Origin of the sequence: Paenibacillus sp. 11B, assembly GCF_030487755.1 — a bacterium.
GTDB lineage: Bacteria > Bacillota > Bacilli > Paenibacillales > Paenibacillaceae > Paenibacillus > Paenibacillus vandeheii.
This window is the reverse complement of sequence record NZ_JAUKNS010000002.1, coordinates 305891-322637: the sequence shown is the minus strand read 5'-3', so window position 1 is coordinate 322637 and position 16747 is coordinate 305891. Positions and strand designations below refer to the sequence as shown.

At 44.5% G+C, this 16747-nt stretch carries 16 protein-coding genes and 1 pseudogene; 15 read left to right on the top strand and 2 right to left on the bottom strand.

Going from position 1 to position 16747, the window contains the following annotated elements; translation table 11 throughout:
- The first annotated feature begins 33 nt into the window (after positions 1-33).
- The 8 genes from Q0V21_RS09950 (at position 34) to Q0V21_RS09915 (ending at position 8120) form a co-directional block, all read left to right on the top strand.
- The gene (locus Q0V21_RS09950; protein ID WP_301878705.1) at positions 34-1380 is read left to right on the top strand and encodes a spore germination protein; all 1347 of its coding nucleotides are present in this window, start codon (positions 34-36) and stop codon (positions 1378-1380) included.
- Positions 1373-2443, top strand: coding sequence for a GerAB/ArcD/ProY family transporter (locus Q0V21_RS09945; RefSeq protein ID WP_301878703.1), 1071 nt, complete (start codon positions 1373-1375; stop codon positions 2441-2443). Before Q0V21_RS09950 ends, Q0V21_RS09945 begins: the two co-directional genes overlap by 8 nt.
- Entirely contained in the window at positions 2440-3534 is a 1095-nt protein-coding gene (locus Q0V21_RS09940; RefSeq protein ID WP_301878702.1) for a Ger(x)C family spore germination protein, read from the top strand. Before Q0V21_RS09945 ends, Q0V21_RS09940 begins: the two co-directional genes overlap by 4 nt.
- 229 nt (positions 3535-3763) lie before the next feature.
- On the top strand, positions 3764-4489 hold the full coding sequence (locus Q0V21_RS09935) for a methyltransferase domain-containing protein (RefSeq protein WP_301878701.1): 726 nt from the start codon (positions 3764-3766) through the stop codon (positions 4487-4489).
- 56 nt (positions 4490-4545) lie between these two features.
- On the top strand, positions 4546-5697 hold the full coding sequence (locus Q0V21_RS09930) for an NAD(P)/FAD-dependent oxidoreductase (RefSeq protein WP_079344470.1): 1152 nt from the start codon (positions 4546-4548) through the stop codon (positions 5695-5697).
- Between the two features lie 187 nt (positions 5698-5884).
- Complete coding sequence (locus Q0V21_RS09925) at positions 5885-7069, top strand: aminotransferase-like domain-containing protein (protein ID WP_301878699.1); 1185 nt, start codon at positions 5885-5887, stop codon at positions 7067-7069.
- A 15-nt stretch (positions 7070-7084) separates the two neighbouring features.
- Positions 7085-7393, top strand: coding sequence for a hypothetical protein (locus Q0V21_RS09920; RefSeq protein WP_301878697.1), 309 nt, complete (start codon positions 7085-7087; stop codon positions 7391-7393).
- Between the two features lie 226 nt (positions 7394-7619).
- On the top strand, positions 7620-8120 hold the full coding sequence (locus tag Q0V21_RS09915) for a GNAT family N-acetyltransferase (RefSeq protein WP_301878695.1): 501 nt from the start codon (positions 7620-7622) through the stop codon (positions 8118-8120).
- A 109-nt stretch (positions 8121-8229) separates the two neighbouring features.
- On the opposite strand, the gene Q0V21_RS09910 is transcribed toward Q0V21_RS09915, so the two are convergent.
- Entirely contained in the window at positions 8230-9504 is a 1275-nt protein-coding gene (locus Q0V21_RS09910) for a stalk domain-containing protein (RefSeq protein ID WP_301878694.1), read from the bottom strand.
- A 675-nt stretch (positions 9505-10179) separates the two neighbouring features.
- Between Q0V21_RS09910 and Q0V21_RS09905 the strand changes: the two genes are divergently transcribed.
- The 3 genes and pseudogenes from Q0V21_RS09905 to Q0V21_RS09895 form a co-directional block, all read left to right on the top strand.
- On the top strand, positions 10180-10686 hold the full coding sequence (locus tag Q0V21_RS09905) for a sigma-70 family RNA polymerase sigma factor (RefSeq protein WP_328285965.1): 507 nt from the start codon (positions 10180-10182) through the stop codon (positions 10684-10686).
- Positions 10683-11537 carry a hypothetical protein gene (locus Q0V21_RS09900; protein WP_301878692.1) on the top strand — a complete coding sequence of 285 codons (855 nt, stop codon included), beginning with the start codon at positions 10683-10685 and terminating at the stop codon, positions 11535-11537. Before Q0V21_RS09905 ends, Q0V21_RS09900 begins: the two co-directional genes overlap by 4 nt.
- Positions 11538-11561: 24 nt before the next feature.
- Positions 11562-11783: pseudogene (locus Q0V21_RS09895) on the top strand (alpha/beta hydrolase); the annotation flags it as partial.
- A 78-nt stretch (positions 11784-11861) separates the two neighbouring features.
- Here Q0V21_RS09895 and metE read toward each other — a convergent pair.
- On the bottom strand, positions 11862-14153 hold the full coding sequence (metE, locus tag Q0V21_RS09890; protein WP_301878690.1) for a 5-methyltetrahydropteroyltriglutamate--homocysteine S-methyltransferase: 2292 nt from the start codon (positions 14151-14153) through the stop codon (positions 11862-11864).
- A gap of 233 nt (positions 14154-14386) precedes the next feature.
- Here metE and Q0V21_RS09885 point away from each other — a divergent pair, with 233 nt between their 5' ends.
- The 4 genes from Q0V21_RS09885 (at position 14387) to Q0V21_RS09870 (ending at position 16704) form a co-directional block, all read left to right on the top strand.
- Entirely contained in the window at positions 14387-14707 is a 321-nt protein-coding gene (locus Q0V21_RS09885) for a DMT family transporter (protein ID WP_301878687.1), read from the top strand.
- Between the two features lie 20 nt (positions 14708-14727).
- Positions 14728-15078 (top strand): DMT family transporter, encoded by a 351-nt coding sequence (locus tag Q0V21_RS09880; RefSeq protein WP_301878686.1) that lies wholly within the window; start codon positions 14728-14730, stop codon positions 15076-15078.
- 27 nt (positions 15079-15105) lie between these two features.
- Positions 15106-15648 carry a TetR/AcrR family transcriptional regulator gene (locus tag Q0V21_RS09875; protein ID WP_301878684.1) on the top strand — a complete coding sequence of 181 codons (543 nt, stop codon included), beginning with the start codon at positions 15106-15108 and terminating at the stop codon, positions 15646-15648.
- 177 nt (positions 15649-15825) lie between these two features.
- Positions 15826-16704, top strand: a complete 879-nt coding sequence (locus Q0V21_RS09870) for an AraC family transcriptional regulator (RefSeq protein WP_301878683.1) — start codon at positions 15826-15828, stop codon at positions 16702-16704.
- Positions 16705-16747: the final 43 nt, after the last annotated feature.

Sequence of the window (16747 nt, the reverse complement as noted above, 5' to 3'; positions counted from 1 at the left end):
AACGACATACTACTTCAAAAGAGGTGGTAAAATTTGCAGCGATTCCATGAAAAAGATCTTCAGGATATAGAAAAGCAGCTCTCTGAACATTTCAAAAAGAGCTCGGATTTCTTAAGCAAGAACGTGGTTATCGCCGATCAGGAATTCAGAGCATATTACATGGAGAGCCTTGTCGATTTTCCAACCACATTGTCAGCAATTAACCAGGCGGCGAGTAGCGAAGAGAACGGATCATTTCAAAATATGTTCAGTCCGTTTGAAGAAGAGGCCTCCATGTCAATGGATGAGATATCCGATCATATTTTGCATGGAAAGCTTGTTCTGTTCAGCACAGAAGGAATGGCAGCTGTCATAGAACCGGAGCATACTGACATTTCGCGATCTGTCAGTGCACCGGAGAGTGAGAATCCCTTTCAATCTGCGTACGATGCTTTTACAGAAGATATTAATAAAAACATCGGATTGCTGCGGAAAAAGATGATCTCCGATGATTTGGTTATTGAACAACGAGAAACAGGAACGCGGTCTACCAAGAAAATTGCCATGGTATACCTGGAGGGTGTTGCTCAAGCCAAGGTCATTGCGTCTATCCGGGATAAGCTGGATCAAAATAAGGACAAGGAATTGACTACGGTAAGGGACCTGATGAGTATATTGGGGCATCCGAAATTCTCATTAACACCAACGTATATCTCTTCGGAGTTGCCAGGAGAGATGGTACAGAATTTGATGAACGGAAAAGTGGTCATATTGATTGACCAGTTTTCGTTTGCTTTTGCTTTCCCGGTGATCATAACGGATTTGTGGTCAACAACGCTGGACGTTAACTATCCATATCTGTTTCAAGTGTTTTTACGAACCGTACGGGCAATTGGCGCACTTTTGGCTGTCACGCTTCCGGGTCTATATATCGTGCTCAATTCGGTGAATCCGGAATTGTTGCGAATACAACTCGCCATAACGGTAGCCAAGAGCAGAGAAGGGGTTCCGTATCCTTCGTTGATCGAAATGCTCCTGGTTATGCTGCTGCTGGAGATGATTATTGAGGCTACGATTCGACTTCCCAAGAACATTGGTCCTACGATAACGATGATTGGCGGTATTCTGTTAGGACAAGCGATAGTTCAGGCTAAACTCGTCAGTAATCTATTGATTATTATCCTTGTTGCCTCAGCGATTGCTAATTTTGTGCTGGCAGGTTACATGAATACGACGGGGATACGAATGTATAAATACATTGTCATGCTCATCAGTTCCTTTTTTGGGATATGGGGTCTTGAGGCGGCAATGATTTGGATTATCTTGTATTTTGCCTCGTTGAGCACTTGCTCCGTTCCTTACTTAAGTTTAAGTGTGAAAGGAAAAGCTTCAGATGAATAAAGCTCAGATTTTGACTCTGTTTGTTCTGCTTCATCTCGCTTCGATCTTTGCTATCTTCCCTGAACGCATCATCTCTGCGACTTCAAAAGGGCACTGGATTCCCATAACAATCCTTTTTCTGGCTGAGCTGCTGGTTCTGTGGCTCTACTTAAAAGCGTTGTCCCAGTTCCCAGGAAAAACAGTAGTCGACATCTGTAATGAGTCATTGGGCAAATGGGGAACGAGGCTAATCGTTCTGCCTTTGCTCATCTTTCTATATATCGAGTTGTTTTTGCTTATGTATTTCCAGTCAGGTGAGATTAAAGCTGTACTTCTACAAAGAACACCGCCAGCAGCGACAGGGGCTCTGTTCATCTTGCTTTGTTTCTATGCTGTTTGGAAAGGGCTTAATATAATCATCCGAGCGAGCATCGGTTTGTGTATCCTTTTGATGCCATTCATTTTTTTCTCCATGATGATTAGCGTCCAGAATTTCAGAATTAGCTACATATTTCCGATTTGGGATAGCGAATTTTCATTTTTCTCCAATTCGGATTTCTATGTATGCACGGTTATTTCAGCCGGGTTTTTATTCCTGGGCATGATTCCCTCCAAGAAACGCATTAGCTTTGGAAAAGCTGCTGCTGCTGTCGGCATTATATTTGTGTTTGCCTTGGGATCTGTATATGTTCCACTGCTTGTATTCGGGCAGGAAACGGTAGTGCACTTGCAGTATCCGATGCTTATGGCATCAGATACCATTGATTTGGAGTGGGTTGTATTTGACTGGCTCCCCAGCTTTTACGTGGTGGCCTCAAGTGCACTGGGCGTATTGAAGGTTTCGGTTTTACTCTGGATTCTGGTCTCCCTAGTGCAACAGTTATTCATACCGAAGATCAACAGATTATGGATTATCTCTCTGGCATGCGTCTCCTTGTACCTGGTTAGTCTGTGGATACCGGATATGAACGCATTGAATACATATCTGTATCTGAATTCTTACTTTTGCGTTTACAGTGTGATCGGTTTTCCGATCATTGTATTCCTGGCGGCGCAATGGCGGCGAAAGAAGGTGGGTGCATGAACATGCGTATTGCAAGCACATTAATTGTAACCCTAGCTATGCTCTTGTTGCTTCCGGGATGTTGGGATACAAAGGATATTAACAAACAATATCTGCCTGTTGTCATGGGGGTGGGTAAAGGCGCTACCGAAAAATACAAGGTCATTCTCCAAATACCGGATGCATCAGGTAAAACCCAAATTCTTGAAAAAGAGGCAAAATCAATTAGTAAAGCCATCGATCTGATGAGAACCGATTCTGAAAAAAGCATTGAATTGGTACATTTGAGGTTGCTGTTAATCGACAGACAGGTCGCAGAGCAGGGGATTGAGAACATCATCAATTTTGCGGTGAGAGCAAACGATATATCGATTAAGGGGTTGGTAGGGGTAATTGATGGTGATTATGAGAAGACGATGTATCATCAGATCTCACCAACACCTGAAATTTCTTCCTACGACTTTTTTAGCCAGGATGCCGGATGGACACCCAATCAATCGATCGTCCGAATATGGGAAGCCTATCAAAACCAAAACTCTTATACGGAAGATATGGCCATTCCAATGCTCAAAAACGGCGAGCGAACCTTGTTTACCTTTAGGGGCACAGCCGTCATGCGGGAGGACCGTATGGTAGGAACGCTGAGTAAGGAAGAGACGCTTTTGTTTAATTTGTTCAAAGGGAAATATACAGGGGGAACCATTGAAGTGGCACAGAACACAAGTGTTCTTATTCAGGATGCGCATATCAAACATCAGACCCGGTGGTCGGAGAAAGGCCCGTCAATTCAGACCAATGTTGTTCTCGATGTAGACATTACGGAAAGTCCTGAAGGGAAAGGCAATGGCGTAATTGAAAAAGAAATGCAGGAGCAGCTGAGCGAACAGTTCAATAAAACCGTGAGAAAGATCCAATCCTACAAATCGGATGTACTGGGCATAGGAATGATATTCCGTCCCCAACTTTCGGAGAAAAGGTTAAAGGAATGGAAGACCAAATGGTTTCCGATGCTGGAGCAGAAGATTACCGTCCGTGTGAACATTCTAAACGAGATCTATTTTAAAGAAAACGCCAACGATAATGAGGATCAGGGAAAATTGATCAAGAAATAACGCTAACCCATGAGGTCGCCTATATTGGCGACTTTTTTCATGTTTGCATCCGGTGATGCAGCATCGAATGGATTTGTTCTACAGGGCCATGGAATTAAGGAGTCTGAGATCTGGGATAGCTTAGTAAAATAACATATCGCCGTTCTTACGAGTATAAGGATTGGTTAGAGGGGATAATGGTTAATTAGAGAAAATCACTCCCAATGTATAGCTGTAAAGGAGCGGGATCATGTCTTTCTTTAGAACACTATCGGTACGGGCAAGAGAAGACGAGTTGATGGACGATTTTTCCATGGGTGGAGAAGAATTAAGCGAAGCGCTCAAACATTTGAGACGGCTGAACAAAATATTTGCTGCTCCCGGTCCAACCCGTGCAGGGGTGGAGAAGTTATGGAGAGCGATTGGCAGTCCAACTACGCTAACCCTTCTTGATGTGGGAGCAGGTTCAGGTGATGTAAACCAGAAGTTATTGCATTGGGCAGACCAAAAGGGAATTAAGCTTGAAATTACTCTGGTCGACCTGACAGAGGAGGCATGTGAGGAAGCTAGAAATCTCTTCCGAAATGAACCCAGAATCAAGGTTCGGCGTATCGATGTCAGGGAATTGCCAGATGCCTCAGCAGATATCGTGACTGGCTCGCAATTTGTCCATCATTTCGAGGGAAAGCAACTGATTGATATGGTCTCGCATATGCTGCGCGCCTCCAAATATGGTGTTGTCATTAACGATATCCATAGGCATCCCGTATCCTATGCAGCCGTCTGGATTACCACTCGAATGATCTCTCGCAATCGGTATATTCGTCATGATGGACCACTGTCTGTTGCAAAAGGCTTCACGGGCAGGGATTGGCGGGATTTGAAACAGCAGTTGAATCATGACAACATGACCTATGAATGGAAGCCTTTATTCCGCTATTCCGTTGTGATTCCCCATCATAGGACGTTAGCATAACTCGTTAGATCAATAGGCTGGTATCATAATGGACAATGAAAGGCGGGTGTTCTTAGGTGTCTAAACCAATGGATGCCATAGTCATCGGAGCGGGAATTGCCGGTAGTACATTTGCGCTGCAGCTTGCCAGGCAAGGGCATCAGACACTGCTGCTGGATCGGCAGGAATTTCCACGTCACAAAACCTGCGGTGAATTTATGTCGCCTGAAACAACGGAGATGCTGAATTATCTGGGTATTCACCTTGGCGAACAAGAGTTAAAACCGAGTACCATGGATCATGCCAAGATCATTATGCCTCAAGGTGGGGAAATTGAAGCGCCTTTGCCGGGATTGGCCTATGGCATCAGCCGATATGAGCTGGATCGACTTTTACACGAACAGGCCGCAGCCGCAGGTGTTGAAATTGTTACGAGAGCAACGATAACCAACATTCAGCGGTTTGACGATTATAGCTATGAAGTTGAAGTCAAACAAGGAAATGACCAGATTCAATATAGAGCAAGAACCGTTATCGGAGCCCATGGTTCGAAGAAGCCACGCGGGATGACCTCGCCAGTCGAGCTGCGGGATAAAACAGCATATGTTGGCGTCAAATCGCACTTTCGGGGAATCACCATTCCGCCACGGGTAGAGTTGTATTTTTGCAAAGGAGGGTACGTCGGCATTTCACCAATTGAAGATGGGATTGCCAATGTAGCTGCATTGCTGACACTCGATACGGTGCGGGGGAGCGGCAAGTCTGTGAAGGATATTTTGCAGGCGGCATCCTTGACCAACGAAAGATTGGCAGTGAGGCTTGCCGAGGGAAGTCCGGTCCAAGGGACGCAGGTCTCGATTGCACCACTCCATCTATCCAATGTTCCTGAACCCTGGTCCCAATATCCTCATATTGGTGATGCCATGCTAATGATACCTCCCCTGTGTGGTGATGGAATGTCCATTGCCCTTCGCTCCGCGCTGCTGTGTGCTGAATGGACTGACCAGTATCTTCAAGGGAAGATCAGCTTCGAGCAGTGGCAGTACGAATATTCGAAGGAAGCCAATCGCGAATTCACACGCCTGCTCCGGAGGGCGCGGAGAATCCAGAAGCTGGCCTTTGCCAAGGCGAACAAATTCTATCCCGGTTTAGCCCGGATGGTCCCAGGATTGGCAACTTATTTGGTGAAGGCAACACGGTTATCGGAGATTAATCTGATCCATCGATAATACATGGAAGGAATGTGAATTCCATAGAAAAGGGGCGGCGTATGTCAGGCGTACGTCGGCCTCTTTTTGTTGTTCTCTGTTAATTTTGACGAGACCGTTTAGAAATCTGCCAAATACTCGTATAATAGAATCTAATTGTAGTTATTGAGACAACATTCAGATTTGAATTCGGGAGGATTATTCTAAGATGAACTATTCATTTTCCAACCGGATTGCTGCATTGCAGCCATCCATTATTCGTGAGATCCTGAAGGCTTCTTCGGGTCAAAATGTAATTCCTTTCTCTGCGGGTAATCCCGCTCCGGAAACTTTCCCTATTGAGGCGATTCGGACATTCACCCAATCGATTTTGGAACAGGACCCGGTAACAGCACTGCAATATGGAATTACCGAAGGTTATGTCCCGCTGCGGGATACATTGACTACACACCTGAGTTCAGGCTTTGACACGGGCAAAGCGTCGGATGAACTGTTCATCGTATCTGGAGCACAGCAGGGAATTGAACTCGCTTGTAAAGTATTCTGTAATGAAGGGGATACGATTATCTGTGAAAGCCCAAGCTTTATCGGTTCATTGAACTCTTTCCGGGCTTCAGGGGCAAAGCTTGTTGGTGTTCCGATGGAGACAGACGGTATGGATATCGGGAAGCTGGAGCATGCTCTGCAAACCGAGCAGAATGTAAAGCTGATCTATGTGATTCCGAGTTTTCAAAATCCCACAGGTATTACCACAAGCCTGGAGAAGCGCAGAGCGATCTATGATCTTGCCAAGAAATATGGTGTCATGATCCTGGAAGATAACCCGTACGGAGAACTTCGGTTTCAAGGAGAAGATGTAGCGACGATTAAATCGATGGATGATGAAGGTCTGGTTATTTACGTAGGCTCTTTCTCCAAGATTCTGTCTGCTGGTCTGCGTGTTGGTTATGTTCTGGCTCCTTCCGAGGTTGTTCAGAAGATGGTTGTTGCCAAACAGGGAGAGGATGTACATACAGCCATGCTGCCGCAAATTCTGGCATACAAGTTCATGACTGAGTATAACTATGCAGAGCATATCAGCAGCATCCGTGCGATTTATCGCAGGAAGTCTGCCTTGATGATTGACAAACTGCAGGAGTATGTGGGCGAGTCCATTACCTTTACTCATCCGGATGGAGGGCTGTTCCTTTGGTGCGATCTGCCGGCTCATATCCCGATGCTGGATTATGCCAAAACAGCTGCTGCAGAAGGCGTGGCGGTCGTTCCGGGTACTGCTTTCCTCGTTGATGAGAACGAACCTTGTAATGCGATCAGACTTAATTTCTCAACACCTTCCGATGAGCAGATTGTGAAGGGAATCGAAATTTTGGGACGAGTTCTGAACAAATTCTGATTGGAGGCATATTTTATGAATCAACGTTTTCGAATCACTCGATCCATGCAAGAAAATAACTTAGAGCAATCCATCTCCTTGGAAGAATGCAAACAGTATTTTTCATCCAAGCCCGACTTTGCCTACTCCCCTGTCCTTACCGTCCAAGGACCTGAGAGCGTCATGTCCATCGATGGGGATTTCTTCATGTGGACGTATGAGAACCTGCAGATTCCATTTCGTCTGTATATGGGAGATCTATATGTTGCCATTGTTAATGAAGCTGTCGTTCCGCAAATGATGGAGGTTGCAACGGATTTGCGAGCCGATGTGGTTGAAGGGTAAGCTGAGTCGTGGAATGAAATGAAATGCAAAATGCATTCGTCTAATTGTAACCATATAAGTGTCGGGGAAGTCGCCAATCTGGCGGCTTTTTTGCTGTGAACCTATTCGTTAATATGCTTATTGAAATATTCAATCGATAGGGGAATTGACGCTCAGGACCTGTTCGTGATAATTTATATAAATCACAAAAGCCTATAAATCCAATGAGGGAGAGGGGTTTTGCGCAATGTCGTCGATTGTGCTTGCTGCCGCTGAAGATATACGAAGCAAGGATTCGGAACTTTTAATCAAGGAGCTAAGCGAAGAACTGGGATTGTTATATGGCGGCGATGGGACGGCGGGATTTCAGCCATCTGACGTGGAGACACCTCGAGCGGCCTTTATTGTCGCGCGTTTGGATGGATATCCGGTAGGCTGCGGAGCCATCAGACCCCTTGATGATACTTCCGTGGAGGTTAAGCGCATGTACACACGTTCTGATTTCCGTCGCAAAGGTGTGGCTCAGGCCATTCTGGCCGAAGCGGAGCGTCTTGCGCTCGAATTCGGGTACACCAATCTGAAGCTGCAGACTGGCCCGAAACAGCCTGAGGCGGCGGCCCTTTATGAAAGAGTTGGGTACTATCGGATACCGATTTTTCACGGGGACTGGGATCAGGTACTCGCCTATCAAAAAGATCTGGTGCTAAGTGCAACCCACGGAAACGAGCATTCCTCATTGAACGCATAGATTATATCCTTGTATAACAAACGAACCGAAATCTCTTGTCAATTATCAGAGATTCCGGTTCGTTTTTTTTGGTGTGTAGAAAGTCTGGTGAGTCCAGAAATTTAAATCTTTACTCTTTTATAACGGAGGCATTTACAGCGTCTTCCATCTGATTGCTGTAGGTACGGAATAATCCAAGGCGCCAGAAGGCAGCTCCTTTGAGATCATAACGCTTGGCAAGACCCAGTTTATCATCTATGGAAGATGAGGTTTCACTATTTAAGCTTATCCCGAGCAAAAGCTTTTGCTTGGAGACGCCAGCATCTAACGCAAGCTGAATGGCCTTATCCACAAGACTGTTCGGCTCAGGGACCTGCGATTTGGTACCGACAGGATTATATTGGTATGCCATAATGATGATGTCGTCTGCCAACGAAGCGAGCGTTTTGTAATCATAACCTTTATAGGCACTATTTAGTGGGGGGACAGCCAAGGATAGAGCGATGTCTTTAGGCAAGGATTCCTTCAATTGCTTGACGTAATTGTTAAGCAGCTTCTGTTGCTCTACAGCGTCCAGCTTGAAACCCAGTCCTTCAAAATCAAGAACAACGCCGCCAAAACCATTTTCAGCTATTGCAGCCGTTATACCCTCAATGGACTTCTGACGCATGCTGCTATCACTCAGCACCTTGGTCAGTTCTCCATTTCCATCCAAAGCATACACCATGAGATACGATCTAATGCTCTGATTTGCTGTATTAGCAACGATGGATTGAGGTGTAACGTCGCCATCAGCAGCAGGGAGCTGATACTCCTTACCCTGAAGCGTAAATTGACCTTCACGATCGATGCGACTCCAACCAAAAGCGATGGAGTTCATGGATGACACCAAATCGATTTCCTTATAGGATTGCAGCGCATAGAAAGCTCTCAAATGCATTTCTCGTTGAGGTGAAACCAGGGAAATGGTACGAGTTGACTGGTTCCAGCTCACATCAACACCGAACTGACTACTGAACGAACTGAGTGGAATGAGCACACGGCCTTCCCGCTGAACCGGTGGAGCTGCAAGCTTGACTTTTTCTCCATTGACGGTTGCTGTGGTGCTTCCCACTTGAAGCAGGACCTCCGTCGCCTGGCCTTTCACATTTCCATTCGCTTTTATGGTTTGTGTCTTGCTGTTCCATGTAATGCTGATTCCTAGGGCTTCGCCAACTGTTCGGAACGGAACATAGGTAACGCCTTTGTCGATCCGAGGTTCTGCATCGAATTTCAACGGAACGTCATCCAGCATGACTGAAATGGCGGGTGCGGCATAGGCATCATGAAGGTTTGGAGTGGTGCCAAGCAAGGATAGGGCAAGAATAGTGGCAGCAGCTGTCTTTCCTATTCGTGTATGTAACATGTTATGCGTTCCTCCAACTCATTAAATATAGTAGAATTGCAGTTCATCTGAACGGTAATCTATCACGAAATAGTATAGCAAAATTTTCATAGAATTCCAATTATAAGAGTTGTTGTACGTTCGAACAGGAACCTTTGTTTTTCTAGGCTGGAGTTATAGCGAATGATATTATGAAGAGTAATAATTACCTGGTTGTATTAATTTTGGTTAATAGGAGGAGGATGTTTATGTCACCCAGAAACCTTTTGAAGGATCAACAGGACCTATGAGCAATTGGCTGATTTGATGCAACAATGGTTTGAAGAGTATGGCTGCGACGGATTTAACATCATGCAGCGTCCAGGCATAAGCCATTTTCAAAAAGTGAACACCGTAGGTAAGAGCTCCGTAACAATATGAACAAATAAAATTGTTTGCGAGAGAGTGCCACATCGTTGAGGTGCGAGCCTTAGCCATACAAGTTCAAAAGTAAAAGTAAAGAAGTCGCCTATGGGCGGCTTTTTTTGGTTTGGGACGATATACGTTTTTGTTCCCAGATAAAAAAAATCATTGTTTTAAAACTTTTTTAGACTTTCCGCTGTCTAACATGCGAAACAACATTCAAAGTAAGCTTTACTAAAAATGCGGCAATAATCAAACTATACAGTCGCAACGGGGGTGGACCAACTGAGCAAGGTGAGTACAGCACTAACTGAACAGCAGTTCAGTGAACGTCTGGAGGCATGTAAAGAAAAGCTTTATCGCTTCGCGTTCTCTTATGTAAAAAATGAACAAGAAGCATTGGAAATTATATCCGAGGCATCTTATAAAGGTTTTCTATCTTATGAAAAAGTGAACAGTCCAGATTATTTTGAAACCTGGATGACCCGGATCGTCATCAACTGTTCCCTTGACCACATCAGACGGAAGAAGAAATACACGTACATGGAAGACAGTACAATACCTTTTGCGGCACAGGAGAGTTCCATGGGGCTTGAAGAGCAATGGGATCTATACGAAGCACTTGATCACCTGCATCCCGAAGACAAGGCATTTATCGTTCTGAAATTTTTCCAAGATCAGAGATTCAAGGATATGGCAGAGATACTGTCCCTACCGGAAAGCACGGTGAAGACCAGGTTTTATAAGATCTTGAACAAACTCAAAAAACATTTAACCAAGGAAGAGGTTGATTTCACATGACAGGGAAAGAAAGATATGAACAGATAGAGATTCCATCCGGCCTTTCCGGAGTAATTCAGCAAGCTCGCCAGCGGGCACGAAACCAGAAACGAAGAAAAATGGTAATCTGGCGTAGTTCCTCCCTGGTGGCTGCTTGTGCTGCGGTAATGATAACAGCTAACGTACCCGGTGTAGCTAAGGCATTATCCGATGTGCCTGTTATCGGTTCCGTCGTCAAGATTTTGCAAGTTGGTAGCGGTGGGGAGCAGACAGATGGTGTCTCGGTTACCACAAGCCAAGAATCGGATACGCTGAACATTCATTTTCAAATGGATGGAGAACAGATCAGCTCGGCTCCATCGTACACTGTTGATCACAAAGAAGGGCCGAATCGTCTGATCTTCACTTTCAATGGTGTACGTCATCTGGATTATGACAAGCTGGAGAAGGATATCAAAGCACTTAAGAATGTAAAAGATGTCTATCAAAATATCATTTTGGATGATTCCGCGATTGGCTTTGTGGTTGAACTCAGGGATGGTGTGGATTATTCCGTGTCAGAGTATCAGCAACCTGGATATATTCAGTTGAAGCTTTCTTCCAACGGGAAGTCAACGCAAGCGCATGAACTTTTCTTCGTGCGGAGTGAAGACATGGAGCAGGGCGAAGCTCTGGCCATGCTGGCTGAACAGTATTCTGCAGATGGCAGCAGCGTTGTGCAAACCCAAAATGGAAAATTCACCGTCGTCATGGGTGCCTTCGACAATCAAGCAGATGCAGAGAAACAGTTGAAAGAATTTACTGACCGGGAGGACTATAGTGGCCCCCTGCATGTCGACAGCTGGATGAGTAATGAAAATCCACAAAAATAACAGAAGCCTTCCCGATCGAGCACGGAAGCAAGTCATTGTGTAGTCGTTGCGCTTGATTATCAATTATCCATTGACGCTCCTTATCCAGCAGCTTTGGATGATTGTTATGACACACTTTTATGGATAAAAAGACACGCAAAAAGACATGGGATCAGAGAGGATCAGCTCATGGTAGGTGAACATTGCATTCGAACATTTAAATATGCAGTAGATCATCATTTTGCTGAGCAGACAGCGAAAAGGTGATATTAAAAGGCGGACATTCCTTAGCGTAGGAATGTCCGCCTTTTACAAACGAATTATTGAATTCTTAATTTACTCCACTTAAACCGTTGTTGCCACGTGCTTTTCACGGGCAATCTTGGTTGCATCAACCATGTTGCGCAAGGAAGCAACAGTTTCTTCGAGGCCACGTGTTTTGAGACCGCAATCCGGATTAATCCAGAACAGTTTAGGGTCCAATACACGCAAGGCGCGTTCGATCATGCTCGTCATTTCATCTACACTTGGAACACGTGGGCTATGGATATCGTATACGCCAAGTCCAATGCCCAGTTTATACGTGTTCAACTCAAAACTATGAATGAGTTCCCCGTGACTGCGGGATGTTTCGATCGAAATAACATCGGCATCCATCGCTTCGATGGAATCAATCATGTCATGGAATTCGCAATAGCACATATGCGTGTGAATTTGAGTTGTATCTTGAACCGTGCAAGTGGAAATGCGGAATGCTTTGACCGCCCATGCCAGATAATCGGCTTGCTCCGATTCCTTCAGTGGCAATCCTTCGCGAACCGCAGGCTCGTCGACCTGGATCATGCCAATACCTGCTTGCTCCAGTGCTTCAACTTCTTGTCTCAGTGCGTACGCCAATTGATAAGCGATATGCTCGCGCGGGATGTCTTCACGTACAAACGACCAGTTCATGATGGTAATTGGTCCGGTGAGCATTCCTTTTACAGGACGCTGTGTCTGGGACTGTGCATATTTGGTTTCTTCTACGGTCATTTCCCCGGTAAATGCAACGTCTCCAAAGATAATTGGTGGTTTGACACAACGGGAACCGTATGATTGTACCCATCCGAATTGAGTGAAGGCAAAACCTGCAAGTTTTTCGCCAAAGAACTCTACCATGTCGGTACGCTCAAACTCACCATGTACGAGAACATCGATCTCGATCTCTTCCTGAATTTTGATCCAGATATCAATTTGATCCCGGATAAAGGCAGCATACTGCTCATTGTTCAACTCACCCTTACGCCACAATTGACGTGCTTTACGCACTTCAGCGGATTGTGGGAAGCTGCCAATGGTTGTTGTCGGGAAAAGTGGTAATTTCCATTTCTCCTGCTGCTCGATATGACGTTCGGCAAACGGACGGGAGCGTTCCGGCTGTTGAACGCTGAGTGATGCAACAGCCTCTTGAACAGCAACACGATTGCGTTCCTCGGATTGCTGGAGAGCCTGAATCGTACGATCTGAATTTTCAATCTCAGCGATAATTTCAGTGCTTCTTGAAGACAATGCTTTCGTCAAAAGAACAATCTCGTCCAACTTTTCATCTGCAAATGCGAGAGCATTCTTAAGTTCGGATGTGAGTTTAGTTTCACGTGCTGTCGTTACCGGAACATGAAGCAAGCTGCATGAGGATTGAACGATTAATTGCTCAGGTGTTACGAGTTCAGCCAGTTCATCCAACAGCTTCAGTTTTCCTGGTAATGAGGCTTTCCAGATCCCGCGGCCGTCAATAACCCCAGCACCCAAAACTTTATCCGCTGGGAAACCGGACGCCTGAATGGATTGAATGTTGCCCGTCGCCCCGTGTACAAAATCAAGTCCGATACCTTGAACTGGTAGGGCAACAATGTTGTTATAGTTCTCTACGGATTCAAAGTAGGTTTGCAGCATAATGTTCAGACCTGGTACAGCGGCTGCAAACGTCTCATAAATTTTGTTCAGCAACTGCTGGTCAGCATCAGTTGTTTGGGTAACAAGGATTGGCTCGTCAATCTGTACCCACTGAACGCCTTCATTTGCAAGCTCCTGAAGCACTTGTACATAGAGCGGAAGCAGGCGGTCCAGCCAAGCATTCGTTTCGGATTTATCGTATCCTTTGGACAGCTTCAGGAAAGTTAACGGTCCGACAAGAACCGGTTTACCTTCAATACCGAGCTTCTCTTTGGCTTCACGATAAGCAATAAGGGGCTTATTCTCGGTAAGTGCAGGGGAGGCTCCGTCCAGTTCAGGCACGATATAGTGATAGTTGGTGTTAAACCATTTTGTCATTTCACTTGCTGCTGCATCTTTCGTTCCCCGGGCAATTCCGTAGTAGACAGACAAAGGTACAGCGCCACCATTATATGCAAACCGTTTTGGTACAATTCCGAACATAACGGCTGTATCTAGAATGTGATCGTAATAACTGAAATCATTGACAGGAATAAGATCAATTCCTTTTTCTTGTTGCTTGCGCAAGTGATCTAAGCGGATTTCCTGTAATCGTGCTTGAAACTCTGTTTCTTCCAGCTTGCCTGACCAGAATGCCTCCAAAGCTTTCTTCCATTCCCGATCGACACCAATTCGTGGATATCCCAATACACTGCTTCTCACCATTAAGTAAAACTCCTCTACAATATGTTACCAAAAAGTTATCACATATCTGGGGTTATAAAGTAATTCCATTAAGTTATATCTAGCTATAGCCTATAGCTATATCAAAGCTGCGTGAGAACATTGATAATGGCAAGCATGCATAAAGATACTATAAAAACTTTGCAAATAAACCGTCCAGACGGTATAGTTAACTAGGATGAATTTTTTTACGTATACTTAGGAGGAATGCTTGCATGGGTGCGTATTTTTTATTGGGTTTGGCGATCGTATCTGAAGTTTTTGGAAGTTCCATGATGAAGTTATCCAATGGGTTCCAAAAGAAACTTCCGATAATAGGGCTGATTTTGGGCATGGGCACAGCGTTCTTTTGTCTTTCTCTAGCTTTAAAAACCATACCGCTAGGGACCGCTTATGCAACGTGGTCGGGTGTGGGAACTGCTCTGACGGCACTCGTTGGAATTGTATTTTATAAAGAGAGCGTGAACATCAGAAAAATCTCAGCTTTAATTTTAATCATTGCTGGGGTCGTGATTATGAAATTGGCTCATAGCTGAGTAAGAGTGGAGGATGAACAATGAAAGGTTATTTTGCACTTGGCATTGCCATTATAACTGAAGTTTTCGGTACAACCATGCTAAAATTGTCGGAAGGATTCACGAATCTGCTTCCTTCAATCGGACTTGTTGTTGGAATGTCGTTGTCATTTTATTTTTTGACGATGTGTTTGAAAACCATTCCTTTGAGCACCGCATACGCCATATGGGCAGGTGCAGGAACAGCATTAACCGCCCTGCTTGGCGTCATTTTATGGAACGATCCTTTTAACATTCTGTCGGGAATTGGACTCATTTTGGTCATTGGGGGAGTAGTGCTTTTAAACTTATCCAAAAGTCCCGTCAAATCATCAAACACAAGTCAGTCATAAATAAACGTATATGAAGGAGGTTATCTTTTGAGAAGTAATTCAAGACGTCATGAGCTTTTGGCATCAGCATCATATATTGTCGAACATCTGGGCATGGAAAAATTAACGTTGGAAGCTGTAGCTAAACATGCGGGAGTAAGTAAGGGGGGATTGCTTCATCATTTTCCGAATAAAGAGGCAATCGTTACAGCCATGATCGAGGAATTTGGGGATACGTTTTTCTCGGAACTACAGCAAAAATCAAGCGAAAGCATAGATGAAGCCGGGAAATGGAGCAGGGCTTATATTGAAACGACCTTCCATGACTCCAAAACGACGGTAGCCTTGTGTACAGCGCTTTTGGCCGTGTTATTCTCGAAGCCGGAATTACTTGCAGCATACAATAAAAAACATAACATTCTTCAAGAAGATATTTTAAATGATGGCATTGATCCCGTGAATGCTGCTATTATCAAATTAGCCACAGATGGGCTATGGTTTTCAGAGATTTTTGGAGTCGGAATTTTGGATCAGGATATTCGAAATCAAGTAGAAGAAAGACTAATAAAAATGTCTTTCGAAGCGAAATGACAATATCTGCATCAACTCCTTTTTAAGAAGTCGCCATTTCAGGCGACTTTCTTTTTTTGTTTGATGCAATGCAATATCAACTGTTTTTTTACTCCATTAGAAGGGACAGGTTCATTTGATGCATAATAAGGATACTTAGAGAATTGTTGAGCTGGAAAATGAGGAAAGGGTGATTTGATGGGTGTACCTACTTTTCTTGAAACAGGTCATATGACCGAAGGTTTTCCAATCCGCGTAATTCATACAGATGAGCAATTTAATTTTGCCGCACACTGGCATGAAGAGGTTGAATTGGTTGTAGTCAATGGGAAAAGCGCGAGAATGGGCGTGAATAGCCATATCTTTGACCTCGAACATGGAGACGTACTGCTTATTAAGCCGGGGGACGTTCACTGCTTCTTGCCGGGTACAGATCATTTAACCATTATATTGTTTCGGCTGGAATTGTTAACAGGAAGCTTCACAACGGAAAGAGAAACCCAGGAACTGGGAGAGCTTTTCAACAAAACCACGATCATCCCATCCAAGCTTTCCACGGAGAAAAATCTGGAGAAATATATAGGTGCATTAGCGAATGAAGAGAATGATCAACAGGTGGGGTATCGCTGGTTAATGGTTGCCCGATTATATGATCTCATCGTTCATATGTTACGTACAAAGGAACCCATTACAGAACCATTCAACTCAGGACGGCACTGTACTCCTTCCAAAAAATTCGAATTCCTCGAATCGGTCTGTGAATACCTGGAAGCGCACTATGCAGAACCCGTCAAGCTGGATCAGGTCGCGGAGCACATTAAATTCAGCAAGTTTCACGTATGTAAACTGTTTAAAGAGGTCAAGGGAATCACGCTGATGGAATATCTGAATCATTTTCGAATTATCAAATCGGAATGGGCGTTATTGTTTCGTGAAGAATCCATTCTGGATATTGCCATTGGTCATGGATTTAACAATGTGAACTCTTACAATCGTCTTTTCAAAAAATATAATGATTGTACTCCGTCCGAATTTCGGAAAAAGCATCGTACGAATATCACAACATATGAAGGATGATTCACAATATTTATGGAGAAAGCCCTCTCCAAAATCCATATAC